The 25,326-nt window shown below is 73.2% G+C and carries 25 protein-coding genes and 1 pseudogene; 13 read left to right on the top strand and 13 right to left on the bottom strand.

What is annotated here, in order from left to right; translation table 11 throughout:
* Positions 1–52 precede the first annotated feature (52 nt).
* The 3 genes from AVW11_RS30090 to AVW11_RS30080 are packed head-to-tail and all read right to left on the bottom strand — an operon-like array spanning position 53 to position 2,042.
* A complete protein-coding gene (locus tag AVW11_RS30090) occupies positions 53–712 on the bottom strand; it encodes a methyltransferase domain-containing protein (RefSeq protein ID WP_076046593.1) in 660 nt (219 codons plus the stop codon).
* Positions 709–1,329, bottom strand: a complete 621-nt coding sequence (locus AVW11_RS30085; protein ID WP_076046592.1) for a TIGR04282 family arsenosugar biosynthesis glycosyltransferase — start codon at positions 1,327–1,329, stop codon at positions 709–711. Before AVW11_RS30085 ends, AVW11_RS30090 begins: the two co-directional genes overlap by 4 nt.
* Positions 1,326–2,042: a glycosyltransferase family 2 protein gene (locus AVW11_RS30080; RefSeq protein WP_076046591.1), complete on the bottom strand. Its 717-nt coding sequence runs from the start codon at positions 2,040–2,042 to the stop codon at positions 1,326–1,328. The genes AVW11_RS30085 and AVW11_RS30080 overlap by 4 nt, the downstream gene beginning before the upstream one ends.
* Positions 2,043–2,479: 437 nt before the next feature.
* Between AVW11_RS30080 and AVW11_RS39370 the strand changes: the two are divergent.
* A pseudogene (locus AVW11_RS39370) lies at positions 2,480–3,331 on the top strand (sensor histidine kinase); the annotation flags it as partial.
* Here AVW11_RS39370 and AVW11_RS30070 read toward each other — a convergent pair.
* Positions 3,301–4,365 carry an NAD-dependent epimerase/dehydratase family protein gene (locus AVW11_RS30070; RefSeq protein ID WP_076046590.1) on the bottom strand — a complete coding sequence of 355 codons (1,065 nt, stop codon included), beginning with the start codon at positions 4,363–4,365 and terminating at the stop codon, positions 3,301–3,303. The pseudogene AVW11_RS39370 and the gene AVW11_RS30070 overlap by 31 nt on opposite strands.
* A 489-nt stretch (positions 4,366–4,854) precedes the next feature.
* Between AVW11_RS30070 and AVW11_RS30065 the strand changes: the two genes are divergently transcribed.
* The 3 genes from AVW11_RS30065 to AVW11_RS30055 all read left to right on the top strand — a co-directional run bounded on the left by AVW11_RS30065 (position 4,855) and on the right by AVW11_RS30055 (position 7,421).
* Complete coding sequence (locus AVW11_RS30065) at positions 4,855–6,132, top strand: molybdopterin-dependent oxidoreductase (protein WP_076046595.1); 1,278 nt, start codon at positions 4,855–4,857, stop codon at positions 6,130–6,132.
* Complete coding sequence (locus tag AVW11_RS30060; protein ID WP_234362163.1) at positions 6,129–6,662, top strand: hypothetical protein; 534 nt, start codon at positions 6,129–6,131, stop codon at positions 6,660–6,662. Before AVW11_RS30065 ends, AVW11_RS30060 begins: the two co-directional genes overlap by 4 nt.
* 195 nt (positions 6,663–6,857) lie before the next feature.
* Positions 6,858–7,421, top strand: a complete 564-nt coding sequence (locus AVW11_RS30055) for a DM13 domain-containing protein (protein WP_076046589.1) — start codon at positions 6,858–6,860, stop codon at positions 7,419–7,421.
* 175 nt (positions 7,422–7,596) lie between these two features.
* On the opposite strand, the gene AVW11_RS30050 is transcribed toward AVW11_RS30055, so the two are convergent.
* Positions 7,597–8,043: an OsmC family protein gene (locus AVW11_RS30050; protein WP_076046588.1), complete on the bottom strand. Its 447-nt coding sequence runs from the start codon at positions 8,041–8,043 to the stop codon at positions 7,597–7,599.
* Between the two features lie 167 nt (positions 8,044–8,210).
* On the opposite strand from AVW11_RS30050, the gene AVW11_RS30045 reads away from it, so the two are divergent.
* Positions 8,211–9,110, top strand: a complete 900-nt coding sequence (locus AVW11_RS30045) for a universal stress protein (protein ID WP_076046587.1) — start codon at positions 8,211–8,213, stop codon at positions 9,108–9,110.
* Positions 9,111–9,131: 21 nt separating this feature from the next.
* Here AVW11_RS30045 and AVW11_RS30040 read toward each other — a convergent pair whose 3' ends face one another.
* Positions 9,132–9,785 carry a CBS domain-containing protein gene (locus AVW11_RS30040; RefSeq protein ID WP_030844056.1) on the bottom strand — a complete coding sequence of 218 codons (654 nt, stop codon included), beginning with the start codon at positions 9,783–9,785 and terminating at the stop codon, positions 9,132–9,134.
* Between the two features lie 9 nt (positions 9,786–9,794).
* Positions 9,795–10,265, bottom strand: coding sequence for a cyclic nucleotide-binding domain-containing protein (locus AVW11_RS30035; protein ID WP_076046586.1), 471 nt, complete (start codon positions 10,263–10,265; stop codon positions 9,795–9,797).
* Positions 10,266–10,848: 583 nt separating this feature from the next.
* On the opposite strand from AVW11_RS30035, the gene AVW11_RS38740 reads away from it, so the two are divergent.
* The 4 genes from AVW11_RS38740 to AVW11_RS30015 all read left to right on the top strand — a co-directional run bounded on the left by AVW11_RS38740 (position 10,849) and on the right by AVW11_RS30015 (position 15,251).
* A complete protein-coding gene (locus tag AVW11_RS38740) occupies positions 10,849–11,535 on the top strand; it encodes a helix-turn-helix domain-containing protein (protein ID WP_060177578.1) in 687 nt (228 codons plus the stop codon).
* Between the two features lie 5 nt (positions 11,536–11,540).
* The gene (locus tag AVW11_RS38735) at positions 11,541–12,290 is read left to right on the top strand and encodes an HAD family hydrolase (RefSeq protein ID WP_240528306.1); all 750 of its coding nucleotides are present in this window, start codon (positions 11,541–11,543) and stop codon (positions 12,288–12,290) included.
* Positions 12,287–14,686, top strand: a complete 2,400-nt coding sequence (locus AVW11_RS30020; RefSeq protein WP_076046585.1) for a glycoside hydrolase family 65 protein — start codon at positions 12,287–12,289, stop codon at positions 14,684–14,686. Before AVW11_RS38735 ends, AVW11_RS30020 begins: the two co-directional genes overlap by 4 nt.
* 109 nt (positions 14,687–14,795) lie before the next feature.
* The gene (locus AVW11_RS30015) at positions 14,796–15,251 is read left to right on the top strand and encodes a universal stress protein (RefSeq protein WP_060177374.1); all 456 of its coding nucleotides are present in this window, start codon (positions 14,796–14,798) and stop codon (positions 15,249–15,251) included.
* A 10-nt stretch (positions 15,252–15,261) separates the two neighbouring features.
* Here AVW11_RS30015 and AVW11_RS30010 read toward each other — a convergent pair whose 3' ends face one another.
* The 6 genes from AVW11_RS30010 to AVW11_RS29985 all read right to left on the bottom strand — a co-directional run bounded on the left by AVW11_RS30010 (position 15,262) and on the right by AVW11_RS29985 (position 20,605).
* Positions 15,262–16,647: a Ni/Fe hydrogenase subunit alpha gene (locus AVW11_RS30010; protein WP_076046584.1), complete on the bottom strand. Its 1,386-nt coding sequence runs from the start codon at positions 16,645–16,647 to the stop codon at positions 15,262–15,264.
* Complete coding sequence (locus AVW11_RS30005) at positions 16,644–17,459, bottom strand: NADH-quinone oxidoreductase subunit B family protein (RefSeq protein ID WP_060177376.1); 816 nt, start codon at positions 17,457–17,459, stop codon at positions 16,644–16,646. Before AVW11_RS30005 ends, AVW11_RS30010 begins: the two co-directional genes overlap by 4 nt.
* A gap of 1 nt (position 17,460) precedes the next feature.
* Positions 17,461–18,267, bottom strand: coding sequence for an FAD/NAD(P)-binding protein (locus tag AVW11_RS30000; RefSeq protein ID WP_076046583.1), 807 nt, complete (start codon positions 18,265–18,267; stop codon positions 17,461–17,463).
* Positions 18,264–18,740 carry a cyclic nucleotide-binding domain-containing protein gene (locus tag AVW11_RS29995; protein WP_060177378.1) on the bottom strand — a complete coding sequence of 159 codons (477 nt, stop codon included), beginning with the start codon at positions 18,738–18,740 and terminating at the stop codon, positions 18,264–18,266. Before AVW11_RS29995 ends, AVW11_RS30000 begins: the two co-directional genes overlap by 4 nt.
* The gene (locus tag AVW11_RS29990) at positions 18,737–19,903 is read right to left on the bottom strand and encodes a 4Fe-4S dicluster domain-containing protein (protein WP_076046582.1); all 1,167 of its coding nucleotides are present in this window, start codon (positions 19,901–19,903) and stop codon (positions 18,737–18,739) included. Before AVW11_RS29990 ends, AVW11_RS29995 begins: the two co-directional genes overlap by 4 nt.
* Before the next feature lie 105 nt (positions 19,904–20,008).
* Positions 20,009–20,605 carry a hydrogenase maturation protease gene (locus AVW11_RS29985; protein WP_079250858.1) on the bottom strand — a complete coding sequence of 199 codons (597 nt, stop codon included), beginning with the start codon at positions 20,603–20,605 and terminating at the stop codon, positions 20,009–20,011.
* A 197-nt stretch (positions 20,606–20,802) separates the two neighbouring features.
* On the opposite strand from AVW11_RS29985, the gene AVW11_RS29980 reads away from it, so the two are divergent.
* From AVW11_RS29980 to AVW11_RS29965, 4 genes are all read left to right on the top strand, one after another.
* Positions 20,803–21,222, top strand: a complete 420-nt coding sequence (locus AVW11_RS29980) for a CBS domain-containing protein (RefSeq protein WP_030844025.1) — start codon at positions 20,803–20,805, stop codon at positions 21,220–21,222.
* A gap of 109 nt (positions 21,223–21,331) precedes the next feature.
* Entirely contained in the window at positions 21,332–22,204 is an 873-nt protein-coding gene (locus AVW11_RS29975) for a universal stress protein (RefSeq protein ID WP_060177379.1), read from the top strand.
* Between the two features lie 106 nt (positions 22,205–22,310).
* On the top strand, positions 22,311–23,786 hold the full coding sequence (locus tag AVW11_RS29970) for a bifunctional aminoglycoside phosphotransferase/ATP-binding protein (protein ID WP_060177580.1): 1,476 nt from the start codon (positions 22,311–22,313) through the stop codon (positions 23,784–23,786).
* Between the two features lie 273 nt (positions 23,787–24,059).
* On the top strand, positions 24,060–25,326 hold a 1,267-nt coding region (locus tag AVW11_RS29965), incomplete at its 3' end, for a PEP/pyruvate-binding domain-containing protein (RefSeq protein ID WP_240528305.1).

Raw genomic sequence — 25,326 nt, 5'->3', positions numbered from 1 at the left:
GTGGGGTCCGCAGCAGCGGACCCCACCCCGGCGGTTCTCCGTGGCGTACCGGTCAGTGGGTCAGATGCACGAAATGCCGGCCCGCCGCCTGCCAGGTGTCGTACGGGGTCCAGCCCGCGGCCTTCGCCTCGGTGCACAGGGCGCGGGTGCCGAGCCGGGCCCACCGGAAGGAGGCCCCGCGCCCGCCGGCGCCGTCCTCGACGTGGACCTCGACGCGTTCGTCGACGTCGGCGGTGGCCGCTTCGACCAGCAGGGAACCCCCGGGTGCGGTCAGGTCGGCGGCCCGGTACAGGAGGGCGGCGGGGTCGCCACCGATGCCGATGTTGCCGTCGATGAGCAGGACCGTGCCCCACCCGCCCTCGCGGGGCAGCGGGTCGAAGACGGACCGGCACAGCGCGCTGCCGCCCGCCCGCACGGTACGGGCCACCGCCTCGGGGGTGACGTCCACGCCGAGCGCCGCGTGTCCCAGCCCGGCCAGTGCGGCGACCAGGCGGCCCGGCCCGCAGCCGATGTCGAGGACGGGGCCGCTACATCGGGCCAGTACGGTGTCGTCGGCTGCGTCGGGTTCGGCGCACCACCGCTCGACTTCGAGGGGGAGCAGCCAGCCGTCGTGGCGACGGAGGTAGAGCGGGCCCCGGCCGGCGCGCAGGGCGTCGGAGTACGGGTCGGCCTGCCAGGCCGACCTGGCTGGTTCGATCAGCTGGGCAGTCATCGCGTCACCGCGCACAGGCCGGCGTGCAGGGCGGCGAAACGGGTCCGTGGTGCGGCCACGGCGACCCGTTCCGCGTCGGCGGGCGTGTCGACGTCACACAGTTCGGGCAGGTCGCGCACGGTCAGCCCCGCGTCGGTCAGCCGTTGCCGCTGCACCTTCCCCGTGTGTGCCACGGACATCGGGACGCCGAGCAGGAGGGCAGGGTCGGGTTCGGCCAGGCCGAGCGCCCAGAAGCCGCCGTCCTCGGCGGGCCCGAACCAGGCGTCCGCCTCGGCGAAATCCAGCCCGAGCGCGAGCAGGCCGGGGGTGACCTGCGGGGTGTCCATGCCGATCAGCAGGGCGGGCCCGTCGGCCGCGGCGAAGGCGGCGGCCAGCCGGACGTCCAGGCCGCCCGCGCACTGGGCGACGACCTCGATGCCGGCCGGGACCCAGTCCCCCGGCTGCCCGTCCAGGACCAGGACGCGCTGCCGGGCCGGGGCGGCCAGGGCCGCCGCGAGGGTGTCCTCCAGTGCGGCCCGTGCCAGATCCGCGGCCTGCTGCGGGGTGAACCGGGTGGTCAGGCGCGTTTTCACCCGTCCGGGGACGGGGGCCTTGGCGATGACGAGGAGGGTGCTCATGCGGAGGTCCCCCCGGTCGGCGCGGGCCGGGTGACCGGCGGTTCGGCCAGGACGCGGCGCATGTCGCGGACGGCGTTCCAGGTGCCCCGCCAGGTCCCGGTGACCTTGGACTTCCCGGAGCGTGGCAGGTAGGGGACGTCGGTCTCGGCCACCCGCCAGCCCGCGTCGCAGGCCCGTACGACCATCTGGAGCGGGTAACCGCTGCGCCGGTCGGTCAGCTTCAGGCCGAGCAGTGCCTCGCGGCGCGCGACCCGCATCGGGCCGAGGTCGTGGAGCCGCAGCCCGGTGCGACGGCGCAGCATCCGGGCCAGGGCGATGTTCCCGGCCCGGGCGTGCGCGGGCCAGGCGCCGTGCCCGTGGGGACGGCGGCGGCCGAGCAGCAGGTCCGCCTCGCCGGCCGCGACCCGTTCGGCCATCGGAGCGAGCAGAGCGGGGTCCATGGAGGCGTCGCAGTCGCAGAAGCAGACCAACTCGGCGCGTGCGGCGAGCAGCCCGGCGTGGCAGGCCGCGCCGAAGCCGCGCCGGGCCTCGTGCACGACGGTCGCGCCGAGGGAACGGGCGATGTCGGCCGAGCCGTCGGTGGAACCGTTGTCGACGACGATGGCCCGCCACCCGGACGGCACCCGCGCCAACACCCAGGGCAGCGCCTCGGCCTCGTCGAGGCATGGAAGTACGAGGTCCGCGACAGGCGGACGGCAAGCAGAAGGAGTCACCCTCCACACCGTAGGAACCGCAAGGCGCAGAAAGGCGCCCGAAGACCTTACGAAACGCGGACGCCGTGGCGCAGGGCAGCGGGCGCGGGGCCGAACGGTGGGGCGCGGTGCCACCCTGGGGGCATGGCAATCAGCAGCGAAACCGGCCCTGCCCGCGGGCGCACCCCCGTGACGGCACGGGCCGCCCGTGTGAGCTGGTCCTGCGCAGGAACTCCTCGACGGCCCCGGTCGGCGGACCCTCGCTTGTGGCTGCCGGCCTTGCCGCGGACGCCGCTGCCCGCCCTGCCACCCGGAACGGATCGCAACAGGCTCTCACCCTGCGCGAGTTCGACCTCCCCGTGTACACGGCGACCTCTCGACCGTGCCCGTGCAGGGCCGCCGGCTGCGCAGCAGGAGCGAGCACGATCCGGCCGCCCCGCGGTTGATCCGGACGGTCTGAGGGGCCGGATACCGCTTCGAGGCGGGCGCTCGGCCGCCCGGTTCCGGGCAGGGCGCGGTGCGGGCGGCGGACGGCCGTGCGTGACCGGCTGCTGATCGCCCTGTACGCCTCGCTCGGCGCGGCGGCCGCGCTACTGCTCGGCGCCGTCGCCCTGCGGACCCCGCTGGCCGGGCTGCGTGCCATGTCGGAGGCGCTGGAGGACGGTGTCGTGGCCGATCCGGCCCGCTACCACCGGCAGCTGCGTGCCGAGGTGGAGCGCCTCAACTCCATGGTCACCGACCTGTTCGAGCTGTCCCGCATCCATGCCGGCGCGCTCTCGCTCAGCCCGACCCGGATCTCCCTCCACGACCTCGTGGGCGACGCTCTGGCGGGCGCCGACGCCCTCGCCCGGCAGCACGGGGTGCGGCTGGCCGGAGAGGGAGTCGACCGGCTGCCGGTGGAGGTCGACGGCAAGGAGATGACCCGGGTCCTGTCGAACCTGCTGGTCAACGCCATCCGCCACACCCCGGCCGACGGCACCGCCGCGATCGCGGCGGAACGCCGGGCCGACGCCGTGGTGCTGTCCGTCACCGACGCCCGCGGCGGTATCCCCGAGGAGGACCTGCCCCGCGTCTTCGACACCGGTCCACAACGTGCCTGGCGGCTGCCGCTTCGAACTGACCCTCCCGGCCCCGGTGTGAACCGCTCGGGCCGAATCGGCCGATCGGCCGGCCCGGCCGAGCCCGTCCGTCCGTCCGGCGGCCGGAACCGAGCGCGGGCCGGCCGGCGACGCCGTGTCGGCCGGCCCGGCCGTGGGGCCCTGCGGCTGTCCGGGAGGCCTCAGCCGACGGCGCCCGCCGAGGCCCGCTGACCCGCCCGCGCGAAATCCGCCATCCCCTCGGCGAAGCCCACCCGTGGATGCCAGCCCAGGTCTTCGCGCAGCCGGGCGGAGTCGGCGGTGATGTGCCGTACGTCGCCCAGCCGGAACTCGCCGGTCACGACCGGCGCGGGCCCCCCGTACGCCGAGGCGAGCGCCGACGCCATCTCGCCGACCGTGTGCGGGTCCCCGCTGCCGGTGTTGTACGCGGTCAGCGTCCCGGCAGGGGCGCCCCCGACGGCCTCCAGGGCCACGACGTTCGCCGAGGCCACGTCCCTCACGTGGACGAAGTCCCGCCGCTGCGCGCCGTCCTCGAACACCCGGGGGGACTCGCCCCGGGCCAGCGCCGACCGGAAGAACGAGGCCACCCCGGCGTACGGGGTGTCGCGCGGCATGCCGGGCCCGTACACGTTGTGGTAGCGCAGCGACACTGCCCGACCCTCCACGCACCGGGCCCAGGACGCCGCCAGGTGCTCCTGCGCCAGTTTCGTCGTGGCGTACACGTTGCGCGGATCCATCGGCGCGTCCTCGCCGACCAGACCCGGCACGAGCTCGGCCCCGCAGTCGGGACAGCGCGGCTCGAACCGTCCAACCGTCAGGTCGTCGGTCCGGCGCGGTCCCGGGCGCACCGTCCCGTGCCGCTCGCAGGTGTAGCGGCCTTCTCCGTAGACCACCATCGACCCGGCGAGGACGAGCCTGCGGACCTCGGCGGCCGCCATCTCCGCCAGGAGCACCGCCGTTCCCAGGTCGTTGCATCCGACATAGCCGGGGGCGTCGGCGAAGTCCTTGCCGAGGCCGACCATCGCCGCCTGGTGGCACACCACGTCCACCCCGCGCAGCGCGGCCCGGACCGCGTCGGCGTCCCGTACGTCGGCGCGGACGAACTCCGCGTCGGGCAGGGCGGGGGGACCGGGGTGTGCGGCGGGCAGCAGGGCGTCGAGGACGACGGGGTCGTGGCCGCGGGCCTTGAGGGCGGTGACGATGTGGGAGCCGATGAATCCGGCTCCTCCGGTGACGAGTACGCGCATGCTCCGGACGCTACGCAGTGCCGCGCGGCATAAGCGTGTCCCACGCGTGCACGTAAGACTTCCGTCATGCCGGAGGCTGGGCGGCTCTGCCGGCCCGCCGCCTCACGGCCGTCGGGCAGCAGCCGCGGCACCTTCTTGTGCTCGCAAGCAGGGGGCGGCCGGGCGCGCAGGCTCACGTCCGTACCTCGCGAGGCCTGATCGAGTCTGGCGTGTCACGCGCACCTATGGCCCCGTGCGGCATGTTCTCCTGTGCGATGTCCCGGGAGTTCCCCTGCGGGGAGTCTGTGGAGGTGTGCCTTGGGCGCGAGCGGAAACGGGCAGAGCGGTCCCGAAGAGACGCCGCCGCCCGCTCCGCACGATGCGGTACACGCTCGTCCGGGACCGCAGGAGGGCAGTGTGCCGGCTGCCGCGGGCCGCGCCTCGGATACGGAACCGGAACCGGAAGCGGAAGCGGAAGCGGACGAAACCGGGCCGCAGTGGCCGACGCGATTGCGGTCGGCCTGGGGAACCGCCCGGACGGCCGGTCCGCCGCCCGGGCCCGCGCGCCCGGACTTCTGGCGCAGTCCCCTGCGGGGCCCCTGGCTGACCTCGGTGCTCGGGCTGGTCCTGCTCGCCGGGATCACGATCCTGTTCGTGACGGGCCTGCTGTCGTACGCGGCGTACAACCCGGACCTGGCGGCGGTGAACGACCAGACGCCGGACAAGGGGTGGCTCGGCTTCTACCTGTTCCCCTGGCCGACGTCCCCGTACTGGCTCTACCGCGTCACCCAGGGCGTGCACGTCACCCTCGGGATCGTGCTCGTGCCGGTGCTCCTGGCGAAACTGTGGTCGGTCATCCCGAAGCTCTTCGCCTGGCCTCCGGTACGGTCGGTCGCCCACGGCATCGAGCGGCTGTCGCTGCTCCTCCTGGTGGGAGGCGCGGGCTTCGAGTTCGTCACCGGCATCCTCAACGTGCAGCTGCACTACATCTTCCCGGGCTCCTTCTACACGCTGCACTTCTACGGGGCCTGGGTCTTCATCGGTGCCTTCGTGGTCCACGTGGCCTTCCGGCTGCCGAAGGCCCTGCGCGCGGTATGGCCCAGGCCGGGGGAGCCGGCACCCGGTACGCAGGACGCGGCCGGACTCGTTTCCCCGCGCCCGGCGGCGCCCACCATCTCGCGCCGGGGCGCTCTCGGCATGGTCGGGCTGGGGTCGCTGGCACTGCTGGTGGTGACCGCCGGCCAGAGCGTGGGCGGCTGGTTACGGCATACGGCGCTGCTCGCCCCGCACGGGCAGGACCCCGGCTCCGGACCGAACGGCTTCCAGATCAACAAGACCGCGGCCTCGGTCGGGATCCGGCCCAGCGACATCGGACCCGACTGGAGGCTGACCGTACGCGGTGCCGGCCGGCAGGTCGACCTGACGTACGGCCAGCTGCTGGCCCTGCCCCAGAGCGAGTCGTCGCTGCCCATCGCCTGCGTGGAGGGCTGGTCGACCCCCGACCAGCGGTGGAGCGGGGTCCGCCTCACCGAGCTGGCCGCGCTCGTCGGGCTCGGCACGGACACCCCGCAGGTGTTCGTGGAGTCGGTGCAGCGCGGAGGGTCGTTCCGGTCGGTGGTCCTGCGCGACAACCAGGCCCGGGACACCCGCTCGCTCCTCGCCGTGCGCGTCAACGGGGCCGTCCTCTCCCACGATCACGGCTACCCGGCCCGGGTGATCGTCCCCGGGGCTCCCGGTGTCCACAACACCAAGTGGGTCACCCGCCTCGCCTTCGGGGAGCAGGCGTGAAGTTCCGCCTCCCGCACGCGGGCGGGATCGCCTTCCGGCGCCGCTACGGCGCCTCCCCGCTCCACCTGCTCCTCGTCGCCACCTCCTTCGCCCTTGCCGTCTACGCGGGCGTGAGACTCCTCAAGGCAGACACCTTCGGTGTGGCCCTGTGGTTCGTCGGAGCGGCCCTGGTCCACGACGTGCTGCTGCTGCCCCTGTACTCGGTGACGGACCGGGCGGCGCAGGCCGTCTGCGGTGCTTCCTGTGCCCGGGATTTCGTGGTGCGGGTCGGCGTCAACCACGTTCGCGTGCCGGCCTTTGTCGCCGGTGTCCTCCTGCTCGTCTGGTGGCCCCTCATCCTGCGTCGGGTGGATCACTTCACCTCGTACACGGGCCTCCCCGCGGACGGGTTCCTGGCGCGCTGGCTGCTGATCACCGCCGCTCTCTTCGGGGCCTCGGCAGTCGTCCTCCTCGTACGGATGTGGCACGGGACCAGGGCGAGCAGGCGTGCCGCGCGGGCTCGGGCGAGGGTCCGCAAGGCCAGGAAATGACGGCCCTCGGCGCAGGACCTGCGGACGGGCGGGCGGCAGGGCGGCAGGGCGGCCTGGGCGGGGTGCGGGGCGGAAAGCCGGGGGAGGAGAGTCCGCCCGTCCGTAATGCGGGCGTAATGGCTTGTGGCCCCGGCGTCCAGTTGAATGCGGTCGGAAGACACATCGCCCGTCGGGCGCGGAGCAGGGAGTCATGAGATGAAGCTGACTGTGGGGCGGCGTGGGCCGCTGGTGGCGGCTGTCGCCATCGTGGTGACGGCCGCTCTGTCGGTGGGGCTCTACCTGTTCCAGCCGTGGAAGCTGTGGCAGGACGAGACGGTCAGTGAAGCCCTGCCCGCCGCCTCGCCGGCTGCGCCGAGCGGGAGGCCTTCGGGCACCGTCTCCGCTGCCCCGGCGCCGCCGGCCGCGCCGCAGACCCTGACCCAGGGCTCGTTCATCAGCCACGAGCACGACACCCAGGGCACGGCCAAGGTCGTCCGGCTGGCTGACGGCTCCCACGTGCTCCGGCTGGAGGGACTGGACACGAGCAACGGGCCGGACCTGCGGGTGTGGCTGACCGACGCCCCGGTGAAGGAGGGCGTGGCGGGCTGGCGGGTCTTCGACGACGGCAAGTACGTCAGCCTTGGCAAGCTCAAGGGCAACAAGGGCGACCAGAACTACGAGATCCCCGCGGACGTGAACCTCGCCGACTACTCCAGTGTCGCGATCTGGTGCGACCGGTTCGACGTCTCATTCGGGGCGGCGGAACTCGCCAAGGCGTAGCTCAAGCCTGCGACCTGACCCGCGGACGCGGGCCTCCAGGGCCCGGAACCCGTAGCACCGTCCTTGGCCCCCCAGCAGCGCGGCGCGGCGCCTGTTTCGCCGCCGACGGGTGTACCCCGCCATCAGGACGGCGCGGGGCAGCGCCTCGCTCTCCGTCTTCTCCGCGGAGCGGCGGCTACGACGCGAGGGCGATGGCGATCTCCGGCGGCTGCTGGAGCGTGTTGTGGACGGTGCAGTGCGACGCGACCGCGAGGAGGCCCGCGCGCCGCCCTTCGGGCAGCTGTGGGGGCGGCACGATCACCAGGCGTACCGCGGCCACCCGGGCGGGGCGGTCGGTGGCCATGGCGAATTCCGCCCGCACGGCCAGGCCTTCGCGCGAAAGCCCGTGGCGGTGCAGGTAGCGGCCGGCGTAGAAGGCGACGCACGTGGCCAAGGAGGCCGCGAGCAACTCGGTCGGCGTGGGCGCGGTGTCCGTTCCGCCCGCGTCCGCCGGCTGGTCGACACGGAAGCGGTGCCCGCGCACGTCGACCAGGTAGACGTCGCCCCCGGCATGGGCGACATGGACCCGCTGGACATTGCCGGGCAGCCGCGCAGGAGACCCTTCCCTCACAGTGTCGGTCATGGTCGTGCCTCCGATTCCGGTGGGTGATGCCACTGTGGGCGGTCCGCCGACCTCGGGCATGGGTCCTTCGGGCAGCGGTCTGGCCCGGTCGGCCCCTCACACCACCGGAGTCCGACCGTGAAGCTGGGGGACAGGCTCGCTCGGACGCGTCGAGGAGGAGGTGTGCCATGACGGTTCAGGTCACGGTGGGTCTGGACGGATCCCCCGAGAGTCTCGCAGCGGCCGTCTGGGCCGCGCGCGAGGCCGTACGGCGCGAGGTCCCGTTGCACATGGTCCATGTGGAGGAGTGGCCCGTAGCGCCCGCGATCCCCTACCCGATCGCCGCCTACGACGCGCAGCGGTCCACGGGACTGCTCCGCGACACCGCCGAGCAGTTGCGCGCGGACCACCCCGGGCTGGAGGTGACGACCGAACAGGCGCGGGGCCGCGCCCGCTCCTTGCTGAGGGCGGCCGCGGACGAGTCGGATCTCATGGTGCTGGGCTCGCGCGGGCTCGGCGGATTCGTCGGGTTCCTGGCCGGGTCCGTTTCTCTCGCCGTCGTCCGCGGCTCACACCAGCCGGTCGTGCTCGTGCGCGCCGACGGGGCGGACGCCCCGGCCGCCCCGGCCGCGCCGGCGACGCTCGGACCGGGGGCCGGCGAGATCGTCGTGGGCGCCGACCTCCGACACCCCGACACGGCCGTACTCGCCTTCGCGTTCCTGGAGGCGGCGCGTCGCGGCGCGAGGGTTCGCGTCGTGCACGGCTGGACCCCGCCCGGTCCGTCCGTGTACGCGATGGTGGCCGATCCGGGCGTCGGCGAGACAGCCGGCGGCCGGATTGCGTCCGCCCTGGCAGAGCTGGTCGATCCGTTGCGCAGGAGCTACCCGGACGTCCAGGTCGTCGAGGATGCCGTCATCGGAGCCGCCGCGGTCCAGCTCTTGGAGGCCTCGGTGGGCGCGGAGCTCGTGGTCGTCGGGCGCCGCAGGTTCCCGGCGCCGAGAGGACCCCACATCGGTCACATCGGTCACGTCGCGCATGCCGTGATCCACCACTGCGCCGCGCCGGTCGCCGTGGTTCCCTTCGGATAGCCCCGCGCGGATAGCCCCGCGTCATGGTGCGGTGCCTGCCTCCAGCCGGCAGTGCACGTCCACGATGCCCTCGACGGACCGGGTGAGGCGATCGGCCATGGGGATGAGGTGATCGTCCCGGACGCTGCCGGTCAGGGTGGCGACGCCCTGGGTGACAGTGACGGTGACCCCGCGGTGGGAGAGCGGGAAGAGGCGTTCGACGACGCTCTGACGGATGTCCTCGGTGAGTTCCTCGTCGGAACGCAGGAAGACCTTGAGAAGGTCGGCCCGGCTGACGATGCCCTTGAGCGTGTTGTCGGCGTCGACGACCGGCAGTCGTTTGATGTGGCGGTCGGCCATGAGGTGAGCGGCCTGGGGGAGCGTGGCGTCGGGGCGGATGGTGACGGCGGGGGCGGTCATGAGGTTCTCGGCGCGGGTGGAGCCGGCTTTGGCGGTGTCGCCGAGGCGGCGCATCTGTTCGATCATGCCGGGGCGGTGTTCGTGGAACTCCTCCTTGGGGAGGAGGTCGGCTTCGGAGACGACGCCGACGACGCGCCCCTCGCCTTCGACGACGGGCAGCGCGGTCACCTTCCAGCGCTTCATCGCGGCGGCGATCTCCTTGAAGCCGGTGTCCGGGGTGACGGCGATGACACGGGCGGTCATGACGTCGGCGACGGTGTACGGGGTGGAGGTCATGGCGGGTCCTCAGCGTGCGTGGGCGAGCGGGGTTGCGCTGCCACGGGGCGCGAACAGGTCAAGGAGCCGAGTACGGGTCGCGTCGAGCCGGTCGGCGATGACCGCGGCCACGGCGGTGGAGACGGAGCGACCGACGTCCGAGTTCTCGCTGCACAGGTCCCGTACGGCGGCGGCGTCGAACTCGAGGGCGATCACATCGTGGGTGGCGACTGCGCCGAGATGCCAGGTGAAGGGGCGGAACATCCACGACCAGCCGAGCAGGTCGCCGTAGCCGAGGGTGTCGATCACGGCGTTCCTGCGGCCGGGCACGTGGGTGTCGAGGTCGACGGCGCCGCATTCGATGATCCAGAAGTTCTCGGCCCGCTGGCGCTCCTTGAAGATGCGGGTCCCGGCCGGGAAGGTGACCTGACGGGAGTGGGCGAGCAGCGCCTCGCGGGCTTCCGGAGTCATCTGTTCGAGGATGCTGTGCCTGGTGCTCATGGTGTGCCTCCAGCGCTTTCCCTCTCACCGTGCGCCACGTGACGTCGCGGCCGGGAGGGCCGCGCGGTGCAGACCGCGGGGGCCGTCCGGCCCACCTCGGCGGGCCCAGGACGGCCCCGCCCCCGCCCGGCGCGGGACCGCGGCCGTGCAGCCGGCACGTCCCGGTTGCGGCGCCGCAGGTCCGCGACACCCTGGAAGAGCCGCAGCCGACGCCACACCGCGCGGAAGCGCAGCCGGACCGGACGCGCCGAAGCACCGGATCGGTGGAGCCGGGACACGGGAGGGGCTCGCCTGCCGAACGGACGCAGCCTCGACCACCGCACCGGCCGGGACGCCGGAAGAGGTCCGGTCGGTCCCCCCTGAGGGGCCCGGACGGCCCAAGCGCGGCGGAGAAGCGCGGAGACAGGCTGGGCTTGCTGTTTTCACAGAACCGGAAGTACGCGAAACAGAAAGAAGGCCGAGCCGCCAGACCTCACGCCGCACCTGCGCCTTCCGTACGCCCGGCGCAGGGGGCGGCGCAGCACGGCAAGCTGCCGTGCCCGCTCAGGAGCAGTGATCACCATGAACAGGAGCAGTGATCACCATGAAGAGGACCCCGCCCATCCAGCCCGAGGCGTCCGCGCGGGCGTCCCGGCGTACCGACCTGGGCCGCCGCCTGGCAGCCCGGCGTGAGGCCCTCGGCCTGAGCCGGGCGGAGCTCGGCCGCAGATGCGGTGCCGACGGCAACTACATCGCCTACCTGGAGGAGCACGCGGCCTCGCCCGCCATCGGCACGCTGGTGCGGCTCGCCGACGTCCTCGGTGTCACGGTGGACGACCTGACCGGAGCGAGCGCCGGACGGGCTCCCGGCCGATCCACCGCCCGTCGCGACAGTGCCCTGGTGCCGCTGGGCGAGACCGAGTGCCGCGACCTGCTGGGCACCCATGGGGTCGGCCGCATCGCGGTCTTCAGCTCCGAAGGGCCGGTGGTGGTACCCGTCAACTACCTGATGGCGGGGACCGACATAGCCTTCCGCACCTCCGGGGCGTCCGTCGTGGGGAGGTCGGCGGGGACGGAGGCCGCCTTCGAGATCGACCACATCGACGACGTGACCGCGAGCGGCTGGAGCGTCCTGGCCGTCGGCGCGCTGCAAGGGGTCACCGACCCGGACGTGCTCCGGCATCTGAACGCGACGGCCCGTTCCAGCCCCTGGGCCGGCGGGGACCGCGATCAGTGGATGCGGCTGACCCCCGTCCGGGTGACCGGCCGTCGTGTGGCCCACGACTGGTGAGCGGTGTGCGTGCCGTCGTGTTCGACACGGACGGGGTGCTCCTGGCCACGGCGGCCCGCCACGCCGCCGCGTGGAAGGACACCTTCGACGGCTGTCTTGCCGGCTGGCGGCCGCAGGGCGCCGGTGAGCCCCCGCCGCCGTTCGACACGGCCCGCGAGTACCGGGATCTGGTGGACGGCCGCTCCCGACTCGACGGCGTACGCGCTTTCCTCACCGCCCGCCACATGGCACTGCCTCCCGGGACCCCGCAGGATCCGCCGGGATGCGGCACGGTGTACGCGGTGGCCGCCCGCAAGGAGGCGGTCTTCTCGCGGATGGTGCGGACCGAAGGCGTGGAGGCCTTCGACGACGTCCGGCCCGTGCTCCGGCAGCTCCACGCGATGAGTGTCGGATGCGCGGCGGTCTCGGCCTCCCAGCACGCCCGCTCCCTCCTGCGGGCCGCGGACCTCGGCAGGTGCTTCGACGCCCTGGTGGACGGCCGGGACCTGGACGCGCTCGCACTGCCCGGCAAACCCGACCCCGCTCTCTTCCTCGAAGCAGCCGCCCGGCTCGGCACCGGCCCCGAGCACACCGCCGTGGTGGAGGACGCACTCGTGGGCGTGGAGGCGGGACGGCGCGGCCGCTTCGCCCTGGTCGTGGGCCTCTGCCGGAGCGACGACCCGCAGACGGCGGACGCACTGCTGGCGCACGGCGCCCACCTCGTGCTCACGGGCCTCGACGCCCTTCCGGCCGTGCTGTGCGGACACCGGCCGTGAACGAGTCCTGGCGCTGGGAGTACCAGCGCTACGACCCCAAGGTCGAACGGTTGGTCGAGGCGCTCGGTGCCCTGGGCAACGGGCGCTTCGCCACGCGCGGATCGGCTCCCGAGGCCACGGCCGACGACATCCACTACCCGGCCACCTATCTCGCCGGCTGCTACGACCGGCTCACCTCCACCGTGGGCGGACGCACGGTCTCCAACGAGGACATGGTCCGGCTGCCGGACTGGACGGCACTGCGCTACCGCTGCCTGCCCGACGGCGCCCCTCCCGGCGACTGGCTCACCCCGGACCACCCGGCCCTGCGCCACTACCGGGTCTCGCTCGACCTCCGTGGCGGAACCCTCACCCGCCGCATGCTCTTCCTCGACGGCGAAGGCCGCCGCCTGGGCGTGACCCACCTCCGCCTCGTCCACATGGGAGACCCGCACCTGGCCGCGCAGCGCACCGTCTTCCACGCCTACGGCTGGCGCGGCCGGATCGAGGTCGCCGCCGTGCTCGACGCCGACGTCGTCAACGCGGGCGTGGAGCGCTATCGTGCGCTGGCCGGGCGCCACCTCCTCGTGCACCGGACAGGGGTGGCGGCGGACGGCACCGCATGGCTGGACTGCACCACAGCGGTCTCCCGCATCCGGATCGGGCTGGCCGTACGTACCTCGGTGCAGCCCTCGGCGGCCGTCGAGCGGACCTCCACGGCCACCGCCGCCCGGCAGGTCTGGGTCCTGCCGATCAGGCGGGGCCGGCCGGTCGTCGTCGTGAAGACCGCGGCCCTGTCCACCTCGCTCGACCGCCCCCGGTCCGACCCCGTCCGCAGCAGTGTCGAGCAGGCCGGCAGGGCGCCCGCCTTCCCGGCCCTGGTGGCTTCGCACGAAGCAGCCTGGCGGCGTATGTGGGCCGAGGGCGGACTGCGGACGAGAGGGGAGAGCGGCAGGATCCTGCGGCTGCACGCCTTCCACGTACTGCAGACCCTCTCGCCGCACACGGCGGAGCTCGACGTGGGCGTCCCCGCCCGCGGCCTGCACGGAGAGGCCTACCGCGGCCACGTCTTCTGGGACGAGCTGTTCGTCCTGCCCTACCTCGACCTCCACTTCCCCGAGACCGCCCGGGCCCTGCTGATGTACCGGCACAGGCGGCTGCCCGCGGCCCTGGACGCCGCGCGTCACAGCGGAGCCGTCGGAGCGATGTTTCCCTGGCAGAGCGGCAGTTCCGGTGCCGAGGAGACGCAGCGGCTGCATCTCAACCCCCGCTCCGGCCGCTGGCTGCCCGACCACTCCCACCTCCAGCGCCACGTGGGGTCGGCCGTGGCCTGGAACGTCTGGCAGTACGGCCTCGCCACCGGCGACGCCGGCTTCATGCACGGTCCGGGCGCCGAACTCCTGCTGCACACCGCCCACTTCTGGGCCGGTGCCGCGACCTGGGACGCCGGCCTCGCCCGCTACCGCATCCGCGGCGTCGTCGGGCCGGACGAATACCACGACGCCTACCCCGATGCCGCGACACCCGGCATCGACGACAACGCCTACACCAACGTCACCGCGGCCTGGGTGCTCGGCCGCGCCCTCGACCTGTACGAGGAGCTCACGCCCCTTCGGCGGGCCGAACTGCTCGCACAGCTCGGGCTCGACGCGGACGGGCTCCGGCGATGGGAGGAGGTCTCACGCCGTATGTATGTGCCCTTCCACCGCGACGTCATCAGCCAGTTCCACGGCTACGGCGATCTCGCCGAGCTCGACTGGGACGGATACCGGGCCCGCTACCACGACATCCGACGCCTGGACCGCATCCTGGAGGCCGAAGGCGACACACCCAACCGGTACCAGGCGTCCAAACAGGCCGACACCCTCATGCTCGGCTACCTCTTCCGTCCCGCGGAACTCTCCCGCCTGTTCTCCCGGCTCGGCTACCGGCTGGACGGCGAGCTGTGGGCGCGGACAGTGGACTACTACCTGAGCCGGACCTGCCACGGGTCGACCCTGAGCAGCCTCGTCCACGGCTGGGTGCTCAGCCGGCAGCAGGGTGCGGACGCATGGCGGTACTGCCGGGAAGCCCTCCTCGGCGACATCACCGACATCCAGGGCGGTACCACCGGCGAGGGCATCCACCTCGGTGCCATGGCCGGAACCCTCGACCTCGTCGAACGCGGCATCGTGGGGCTGGAACCCGGCGCCGACGGTCTGCGCGTCGACCCCGTGCCGCTCTCCGAGATCCCCGAATCCGAGTTCTCGCTCTGCTACCTCGGGCACCGGGACATCCGCATCCGCTTCCGGCCCGGCCGGCTCGGGGTCCGAGTGCCGGCCTCCCTCCTCGGCCCGGTCCCGCTGATGCTCCCGGGCGGCCGACGCGAGCAGGTCGCCGCAGGTCAGGAGCGGTGGTTCCGGCTACCTTCCGCCTGAGGCGCCCGGTCCTCCCACCGACGCCCGCGTACGTCCTTCGGCCTCCTCGCGTGGCGGCACGTCCGCGCTGCGCACACGCTGGAAGGAGAGCACCGAAGGGATCAGAAGCATGGAGATGCAGCCTGAGGTTCCGCGGATCGTGGTGGGCGTCGACGGTTCGCCCTCGTCCCAGACCGCGCTGCGCTGGGCGGTGCGGTACGCCGGCCTCGTCGGAGGCAGGGTCGAGGCGGTGACCGCCTGGGAAGTGCCCGGGGAGGCCTCCTGGTCGGCCCCGGCCGTAGACGCCGATTTCGACGAGGAAGAGGCGCAGCGGCTCCTGGTCGAGGAGGTCCGCGCCGTCCTCGGCGAGGACGGCGCATCCCAGGTGCACGAACGGCTGGTGCACGGACACCCCGCGGACGTCCTGGTGGACGCAGCCGCGGGGGCCGACATGCTGGTCGTCGGCAGCCGGGGCCGCGGCGGTTTCCTCCGGGCCCTTCTGGGCTCGGTCAGTCAGCAGGTGGCCCTGCACGCTCCCTGCCCGGTCACCATCGTGCGGCCGGGCGTGTCGGCGGGGCAGGGGTAACCCGGTCCCGCTACTGCGCCGCACGCGTGCGGCGGATGTCCAGCTCCAGGAAATGGGCGGAGCAGGAGATGCAGGGATCGTGGTTGCGCACGGCCCGTTCGCACAGCCGCGTCAGTTCTTCATCGGTGCTCTCTCCACGGTCGAGACACCCCTGGACCGTCCGGCGCAGGTCCTCCTCGATCGCGCCCTGGTTCTGCGCGGTGGGCGGGACGAGCCGCGCGTCCGTGATGCGGCCGGAGCCGTCCAGCACGTACCGGTGGTAGAGAAGACCCCGCGGGGCCTCCGTGGCACCGTGCCCGGTGCCGGCGCAGGGCGGCACCTCCACGAACGGGTGCGCCGGCCGCTCGTAGGCGTCGATGATCCGGAGCGCCTCCTCCACGGCGTACAGCACCTCCACGGCACGCACGAGGATGCTGCGGAAGGGGTTCCTGCAGACGGCGCCGGCCGCGTTGCCCGATGTCCCCGACCACGCCGGGGGCGTGCCCAGTCCCGCTTCCCGGGCCGCTTCGAGCGCCAGGGGCGACAACAGGTGCCCGCTGATGGCCCACCGGGCGAGTGAGCCGGTGAGATGCCTGCGCCCGTCCAGCCGTGAGTGCAGCGCCGAGGAGTGCCGGACCTGGCTCTCCGAGACGTGGTCGCAGAAATCCCGCAGGGGGAAACCACGGGGCTCCAGCCGTCCGTCGTACGGCAGCACGGTCGGAACACCGGACTCGATGGCGTAGGTGCCGCTCTCGGCCAGGGCGAACAGGTCCGCGTCGCACTCGGCGTCGGGGAACTCGAACCCGGCCACCCAGCGCAGCGTGTCCCAGGCGTCGTCGAGGGCGGTGCGCAGCCGCTCCGCCAAGGGACGGAGCTGGACACGGGTCGGTGTGCGGTGGAAGCCGCCGAGGCGGACGTTGACGGGGTGGATGGCCCGCCCCCCGAGCAGTTCGACCACCGCGTTGCCGGCCTGCTTCAGACGCAGTCCGCGTTCGACGTGCTCCCGATGGGTGCGGGCCAGTCCGATGACGTCCGCCCGGCCCAGGAAGTCGGGCGCGTGCAGCATGTGGATGTGCAGGGTCTGGCTCTCGATCCACTCGCCGCAGTACAGCAGCCGGCGCAGGGCGGCCAGCTGACCGCCGACGGTGACGCCGCACGCGTCCTCGATGGCACGGCAGGCGCTCATCTGGTAGGCGACGGGGCAGATCCCGCAGATGCGCGAGGTGAGATCCGGTGGTTCGGTGTGCGCTCTCCCGCGCAGGAAGGCCTCGAAGAAGCGGGGCGGTTCGTAGATCGCCAGGTGCGCCTCGGCCACGGTGCCGTCCCGGACGAGCAGGCGGAGCGCGGCCTCCCCCTCGACCCGCGTGACGGCGGGAATGCGCAGGACCCGGGACGCCGGCTCGGGCTCCTCCTTCACTCCGTGCCCTCCTTGCCGGTGACGCCCGGCCCGCGTGCCTCGACAGCGGTGAAGTCCGCCACGTTGAAGGTGTGCAGGAACCTGCCGATGTCCTCGTCGTCCATCCCGTCGCGGTGGAGGACCGGGATCAGCGCGGGCAGGTTGGTCGTGGCGGCCGGCCCGAAGCAGCCGTAGCAGCCGCGGCCGTAGGTCGGGCACAGGGCCCCGCAGCCCGCGTGGGTGACGGGACCGAGGCAGGGCGTTCCGTGCGCGACGGTGACGCACACGTTGCCGCGTCGCTTGCAGGCGAAGCAGACGCTGTGGTTCGCAATCCCCGGCTTGCGACCGGAGAGGAAAGCCGTGATGACCTCCAGGAGCTGCCCGCGGTCGATGGGGCAGCCGCGCAGTTCGAAATCGACGCGGACGTGGGCGGAGATCGGCGTGGACGTGGCGAGGGTGGCGATGTACTCGGGGTGGGCGTAGACGGTGGCGAGGTACTCCTCCACGTCGGCGTAGTTGCGCAGCGCCTGGACGCCGCCGGCGGTGGCGCACGCACCGATGGTGACGAGATGGCGGGACTCGGCGCGGATGCGGCGGACACGGTCCAGATGCTCGGGCGTGCTGACCGAGCCCTCGACCAGCGCGAGGTCGTAGGGACCTGGCGCCGCATCGCTGGACGCCTCCGCGAAATGTGCGATGTCGACTTCGGCGGCGAGGGCGAGCAGTTCGTCCTCGCAGTCCAGCAGGGTGAGCTGGCAACCGTCGCACGAGGCGAACTTGAACACGCCCAGCCGCGGACGGGCGGCCGGCGCAGGTGGTTCAGGAGGATGCATCTCACAGCTCCCGCACGGTGAGCAGGGATTCGGCCCGGTCGTAGCCGACCACCGGGCCGTCGCGGCACAGCAGCAGGGGGCCGAGCTGGCAGTGCCCGCAGTGTCCGGTCGCACAGCGCATGTTGCGTTCGAGGGACACCTGGATGCGTGCGGCGTCCACGCCCTGGTGCATGAGCGTGCGCGCCGTGGCCCGGATCATGACCTCGGGCCCGCAGACGAAGGCGGTCGTGTCCGGCGGCCGGAAACGGGCTTCGCCGATGAGGCCGGTGACGATTCCCACCCGGCCCTTCCAGCCGGCCGAGGGCCGGTCGACGGTGGCCTGCGCGAACGGCCGTCGCCAGGAGGGGATTTCGTCCCCGTACAGCAGGTCGTCCGGGCTCCGTGCCCCGGCGAGGACGTTGAGCCGCCCGTACGCCTCCGGCTCGGCCAGCACCGTGTCGAGCAGGGGACGGAGCGGGGCGAGGCCGATGCCGCCGGCGACGACGAGCACATCACGCCCACGAGCGGCCGTTGTGTCCCATCCGCGGCCGAACGGGCCGCGGACCGCGACGTGGGCGCCGGGCCCGAGGCCGTGCAGCGCGCGCGAGACCGCGCCGACGGCCCGTACCGTGTGGACCAGACGGCCGCTGTCGAGGATCCGGGACACGGACACGGGGATCTCACCCACGCCGAACGCGTAGACCATGGCGAACTGCCCCGGCGCGAAGGGCGCGAGAGGCTCGCCGGAGGGTGCCAGCGTGAGGGTGGCGGTGTCGCGCGTCTCCTCCCGCCGGTCGACCACGCGGTAGGGGAGCGGTGTCAGGGTCATGGGGCCGGTCCGTCCGCCGACGGCCCGTACAGGTCGAGCAGCCGGGTGCGCGTGGCCCGGAGCCGTTCTCCGATGGTCTCGGCGACGAGGGTGACCAGGGCCAGACCCAGCGCGGGCCGCTCGGCGCACAGGGCGCGTACCGCCGCGGCGTCGAACTCCCAGGCGAGGACCGGCTCCCGGGTCTCGGCGCCGAGGTGCCACTGCCGTGGCGGGCACAGCCACGACCAGCCCAGCAGGCCGTCCGCACCGATCGTCTCGACGACGGCGCTGCCGCGGCCGGGGATGTGGATGTCGAGGGCGACGGTTCCCGAGCACAGGATCCAGAAGCGGTCCGCTTCCTCGCCCTCCTCGAAGACGCGCGTGCCGGCCGGCAGGGCGACGGTGCGGGCGAGGGACACCAGCAGCTCACGCTCATCTGCCGGCAGAGCGGCGAGCAGTCGTGCGCCGCAAGGACGCTCCGCAGACGTGGTCACGGCGCGTCCTGGCTCCCTGAGGCTTCCCGGTGCAGGGCATGGGCCTCCTCGGTGAGGTCGATGCCGGTGGGGCACCAGACGATGCAGCGGCCGCAGCCGACGCAGCCGGAGCTGTCGAACTGGTCGTGCCAGGTGCCGAGTTTGTGGGTGAGCCACTGGCGGTAGCGGCTGCGGGGGCTGGACCGGACGGGACCACCGTGCAGGAGGGAGAAGTCCAGGTCGTAGCAGGAGTCCCAGCGGCGCCACCGCTCGGCGTGGTCGCCGGTCAGGTCGGTGACGTCCTCGGTGGTCGTGCAGAAGCAGGTCGGACAGACCATGGTGCAGTTGCCGCAGCTCAGGCACCGGGCCGTGACATCGTCCCAGCGCTCCGCCTCCAAGGTGTCCCGCATCAGCGTGCGCAGGTCCACCGGCGGCATGGACCGGCCCATGCGGTCGGCGGCCGCACGCACCCCCAGGACCGCGGCGGTCCGGGTCGCGTCGTCGGCGGCACGGCGGGGCAGTTCCGCGAGGACGTCGGCTCCCTCCTCGGTCCCGCTGCGGCACAGGAAGCGGTGGCCGTCGTCGTCCACCACCTCCGTGAGGGCGAGGTCGTACCCGGCGTCCGCGGCCGGCCCTGTCCCCATCGAGACGCAGAAGCAGGTGGCACCCGGCTCGGTGCACTCGACGGCGATCAGGAAGGCTCCCGTCCGCCGGGAGAGGTAGGCCGGATCGGGGTATCGGCCACCCGCCATGACCAGGTCCAGGATCCGGATGGCCCGCAGGTCGCAGGGCCGCACGCCGAGGAAGGCGTAGGAGACCGCCTGCGGCCTCTCCTCGCGCACCGTCAGGCCGCCACCGGGTCCACGGTCCGCGGACCACTGCCGTACCCGCTCGGGGTGCAGGAACGACTTCCACGACTGGGGGCCCGCACTGTGCGAGAACGCGGCCCCGTCGTCACGTCGAACGAGCCGGTAGGTACCCGCCTCCAGTTCCACTCCCCACCCGTAGGGCAGGGCGGTGGCGGAGTCCAACTCGTCGAGCACGATCGCGCCGTCCCGTACGGTCGGGCCGATCACCGTCCGGCCACGATGCTGCAGGGCCGTCACGAGCGCGGCCAGACCGCTGCGGTCGAGTACCGCCTCGATCCCGCCGTCACGGGGCCGGCTTTCCGCGGGACTGGTCATGTTCCGCCTCCCGTCCGTGCCCCGTCACCGACGCGAGGCGAGGTGCAGACGGCGGCTCCGCCTCCCTCGGGAGGCCGTACCGCGCGACTGCCCACGGCCAGGGTGTCAGGCGAACGGCCAGCGGGCGGTGACCTCCGTCCGGCGAGTTCCCGTCGGCCGCCCGTCGTGCACGCCGCGGGCGCCGCCGGCGAAGACGCCGTGGCGTTCGAGGTCGGCCCTGATCCGTCGGAGCAGTTCCGGTACCACGCCCGCCACCGCGGGAGTCAGGCCCGGCCCCGGCGAGAGATCCGCCCCTTCGACGGCGTACACGATCAGGCGACGGGGGATGCGGCCGAGTGCGCGCCCCAGGTCCACGGCTTCCGCGAAGCCGAGCCCGTGCGTGCTGTGCCGCGCCGGGCCGGTCGTACGCGGTGGGCCGCCCGCGGCCTCCTCCCAGCGATGGGTGCGCCCCGGCTCCGCGGCGGGTGGAAAGCACGCATCCACGACGACGGCCAGACCGGCGTCCCCCCACAGTTCGATCAGGCGCCCGGGATCCCCGTCACACTGCGCGACGACGACACCCGGGGGCAGGCGGAACTCCTCGGCCCGGCGCCTCAGCAGACCGGCCACGGTCCACCCCACACCGTCATCGCGGCGGAACTCGTTGCCCAAGCCGATGACCACCGTCCGGCTGCCTGCCTCCACCCGGCTGCCTGCCTCCATCGGATCCTCGATCCCCTTCCGCACGCGGCCGCCGGCGGCCTCACGCACCGGCCCGCACCGGCCCGCACCGGCCCGCACCGCAACCGTACGGCGTGGCCGGGCCCGGAGACCGCAGGCCGGCAGCAAGACCGTCCGCCCGACGCGCGACAGGGCGCCGGGGCCGCCAGACTGAACTAGGGGGAGCAGAGGAGGCGGCCATGAAGACAGCACGCGAGATCATGCACGCCGGCGCTTCATGCGTCCAGGAGACGGAGACGCTCATGGACGCCGCGCGCCGAATGAGTGAGCTGGACGTCGGAGCACTTCCCATCTGCGGCCCCGACGACCGACTGCACGGCATCATCACCGACCGCGACATCGTGATCAAATGCCTGGCCAAGGGAAAGGACCCCAGCCACATGACGGCCGGGCAACTGGCCCAGGGCAAGCCCGTGACCGTCGACGCCGACGCGGGGGCGGACCAGATCCTGGCCACCATGCAGGACCATCACATCCGGCGCGTCCCCGTCATCGCGGACCACCGCCTCGTGGGCATGATCAGTGAAGCCGATCTCGCCCGGCACCTGTCCGACGACCAGGTGGGCCACTTCGTCGAGACCGTCTGCGCGGGCCGCTGATCCACGCCGCCCGGCAGGCGTCGAGAGCCGACGCCGCGGCGCGCCCGCGGTCGGGGTACATGCCACCCGCTGTGCCCTTCCCACCGTCCGGCGAGAGGAGGCCGATGCCATGGACCCGGTCGTGACCGTGGGCCTCGACGGCTCGCCGGAGAGCGTCGCCGCCGCCCGCTGGGCCGCCGACGAGGCCCAGCGGCGCCGGCTCACACTGCGGCTCCTCCACGCCTGGCCCATGCTGGCGCCGGATCCGGCGCACGCGTCCTCGGCCCTCGACCAGAACTACTGGGCCAAGAAGCTCGTGCACACCACACGAGCGGAAATCCAGGCCACGCACCCGGGGCTGACGGTCATCGGTGAGCTCGTCGCCGAAGACGCCCAGGACGCACTCCTGCGGGTGGCAGCCGAGTCCGAGCTGACGGTGCTCGGTTCACGGGGACTGGAGTCCGTCCCGAGCTATTTCCTCGGTGACATCAGTACGGCCGTCGTGGGCCGGGCCGTGCGTCCGGTGGTCCTGGTCAGGGCGGGCGCAGACGAGGCCGGACAGTCCCCTCCGCCCCGTACGGCCGCCGTGGTGGCGGCGTTGAAACTGGCCGGCCCGTGCGACGACCTCCTGGCGTTCGCCTTCGAAGCGGCGGCGGCTCGTGGACTGCCGCTGCGGGCCGTACACGGCGAAACCCTTCCCCTGCACGCCCACATGCCGTGGGGCGCGGACCACGAAGTGACCCGGGAGATCGAGCACGAGGCCAGGACGAGGCTGAATGCGGCCCTCCAACGGTGGCGGGTGCAGTATCCGGACCTCGACGTCGTCGACAGCGTCAGCCTCGAAAGCCCGGCCAGGGCCGTGGCGAAAGCCGCCGAAACCGCCGCGATGCTGGTCGTCGGACGGCGCAAGGACCGTCCGCCCCTGGCACCCTGCCTGGGGTCGGTCGCCCAGGCCGCCATCCACCATGCACGCTGCCCCGTAGCGGTCGTACCCCATGACTGAGCCCGGCACCGACCCCCCGCAGCCCCCGCGGACCGGCCACCCGTCCGTCGGGCCGGTGTCGCGGACGGGCTTCGGAGACGACGCCGCACCGCCACCGCGGGCGGAGGTGCGCGAGACCCATACAGCGGTGGTGCTGTTCGTGGGAGACCATGCCTACAAGCTCAAGAAGCCCGTCGACCTGGGCTTCCTGGACTACAGCACCGTCGAGGCCCGCCGAAGCGTCTGCGAACGGGAAGTCGCACTCAACCGGCAGTTCGCGCCGGACGTCTACCTCGGGGTGGGGGAGTTCCGCAGCCCCACAGCAGACGTGCCCGAACCGGTCGTCGTGATGCGCAGGATGCCGACCGGGCGCCGCCTCTCGGCGCTCGTCGCCGAAGGCGCGGACGTGGACCGGTCCCTCGACGCCGTCGCCCGTCGGCTCGCCGCGCACCATGCGGGTGCGGCCCGGGGCCCGGAAGTGGACGCCCAGGGCACCAGGGACGCGCTGTCGGCGCGCTGGGAAGCCGGCTTCACGCAGGTGCGTGAGCTGGTCGACGCCGAGCACCTGCCCGACGGCCTGGCCGAGACCGAGCGCCTGGTACGCCGCTACCTCAGCGGACGGGGGCCGTTGTTCGACGCCCGCATCCGGCAGGGGCGGATCGTCGACGGCCACGGCGACCTGCTCGCCGACGACATCTTCTGCCTGGACGACGGTCCCCGCATCCTCGACTGCCTCGAATTCGACGACCACCTGCGATACGTCGACGGCCTCGACGACGCCGCGTTCCTCGCCATGGACCTGGAGCGTCTCGGGGCTCCGGAGGCCGCCGCGTACTTCCTCTCCCGCTACTGCGCGTACTCAGGCGACCCGGCGCCGCCTTCCCTGCGGCACCACTACGTCGCCTATCGCGCGTTCGTGCGGGCCAAGGTGTCCCTGATCCAGGCCGCGCAGGGTGCCCCCGGCGCGGAGGCGGCGGCGCGGCGACTGGCATCGATCGCCCTGCGGCACCTGCGCACCTCCGCCGTCGGCCTCACCCTCGTCGGCGGGCTTCCGGGCAGCGGCAAGTCCACCCTCTCCGGCGCCCTGGCCGACCGTCTCGGCGTGACCCTTCTCAGCAGCGACCGGATCCGGAAGGAGCTGGCGGGCATCCCGGCGGAACAGCCGGCACCGGCAGGCTACGGCGAGGGCCTGTACACACCGGAGCGGACGGCCGAGGCGTACACGGCCCTCCTCGACCGCGCGTCGGCGTTGTTGGCCGCCGGCGAATCGGTCGTGCTCGACGCCACCTGGACCGATGCCGGCCGGCGTGAAGCCGCCGTCCGGGTGGCCGGACACGCTGCCGCGGACCTCGTGGCACTGCACTGCCACGTTCCCGGTCAGGTGGCGGAAGCCCGGATGAAGGCCCGCACCGCAGGTCCGTCCGACGCCGACGCGGCCGTCGCCAGAGCCATGGCCGCCCGCGAGGCCGCATGGCCCGAAGCCGTCACCATCGACACGAGCGGGTCCCTCGAATCAGCGGTCGTGCAGGCACTGGCAGCCCTGCACCCGTGGGGAACCCGCCAGGCGCCGATCTTCCGCCGCCCCTACATGGAGCCGGACTGAGAGGGGACCATCGGCCCCCCTCGCAAGGGGGCCGGTCGGCCCTGGGCAACGACCCCCCTCGGCACTGCGGCCGGCCCACCGCGCGGGGTGAGCGTGGAATCCGGGCGCCGACCCGGCGCCGCTTCCCCAAGAGGGTGACCACGATGCAGCGCATACGGATCCGGACCCGGCCGAAGCAGCCTCGCAGGCCTGCCCCGCTGGACCTGCGCACGCCCTCCGGCCGCCCGCTGCCGTACTGAGCACCGCCCTTCCAGGAAGACCCCGGAGGCCGCCATGGCACACGCAGGACGCGTCATACCCTTCGCCCGCCTCGGCCGCGGTGACGTCGCCCGCGTCGGCGGCAAGAACGCCTCCCTCGGTGAACTGACCGTGCGGCTGGCCGCCGCCGGCGTGAGCGTACCGCCCGGCTTCGCCACCACCGCGGAGGCCTACGAAGAACTGCTCGACCGAAACGGGCTGCGGGCCCGGATGCAGGAGCAGCTCGACCGATTCCACGACGGCGCCGCGTTGGAGGACGTGGGCGCGGGGCTCCGATCCCTGATCATGGGCGCACCCCTGCCCGGGGCGCTGCGCGACGAGATCGGCGCCGCGTACGCCGACCTCGGCCGTCGGCTGGGCCGGACCGACCCGGAGGTCGCCGTACGCAGCAGCGCGACCGCCGAGGACCTGCCCGAGGCCAGCTTCGCCGGGCAGCAGGACACGTACCTGAACGTGCGCGGCACCGAGCAGCTGCTGGACGCCGTGCACCGCTGCTTCGCCTCGCTCTTCACCGACCGGGCCATCGACTACCGCGAGCGCATGGGCTTCGACCATCTGCGGGTGGCGCTGTCCGTGGGAGTCCAGTCGATGGTCCGCTCCGACCTCGCCGGCGCCGGGGTGATGTTCACCCTCGACCCCGAGAGCGGCTTCCCGAACGTCGTCGTGGTCAGCGCCGCGTGGGGGCTCGGCGAGACCGTGGTCAGCGGACGGACGGACCCGGACGAGTACACCGTCTTCAAACCGTCCCTGAAGGACGCCGCCCTCGACCCCGTCATCGACGTCCGCGTCGGGGCGAAGCGCCGCAAGGCCGTCTACGCGCCGGGCGGGCTCACCGACACGGTCGACACCAGCCCCGAGGAAAGGGCGGCACGGGTCCTGACGGACGCAGAGGTACGCCGGCTCGCCGAGTGGGCCGTGGCGGTCGAGGAGCACTACGGGTGCCCGATGGACCTGGAGTGGGCCAAGGACGGCACCACCGGAGAGCTGGCCATCGTCCAGGCCCGGCCGGAAACCGTGCAGTCCCGCAGGCGTTCGGCGACCCTTCGCCGCTGTCGGCTGACCGGCATGCCCGGGCAGGCACTCGTCGAGGGCACCGCCGTCGGGGAGGCGATCGGAGCCGGCCCCGTGTGCCGCCTGGACACGCCCGTGGACCTGGAGCGCTTCCCGGCGGGCGGCGTACTCGTCACCTCGATCACGGACCCGGACTGGGAACCGATCATGAAGCGGGCCGCCGCGATCGTTACCGATCACGGCGGTCGCACCTCCCATGCGGCGATCGTCA

This window comes from Streptomyces amritsarensis (assembly GCF_001953875.1).
Classification (GTDB): Bacteria; Actinomycetota; Actinomycetes; order Streptomycetales; family Streptomycetaceae; genus Streptomyces; species Streptomyces amritsarensis.
Note: the sequence above shows the minus strand (reverse complement) of the source record. Positions and strands in the feature narration are given on the sequence as shown.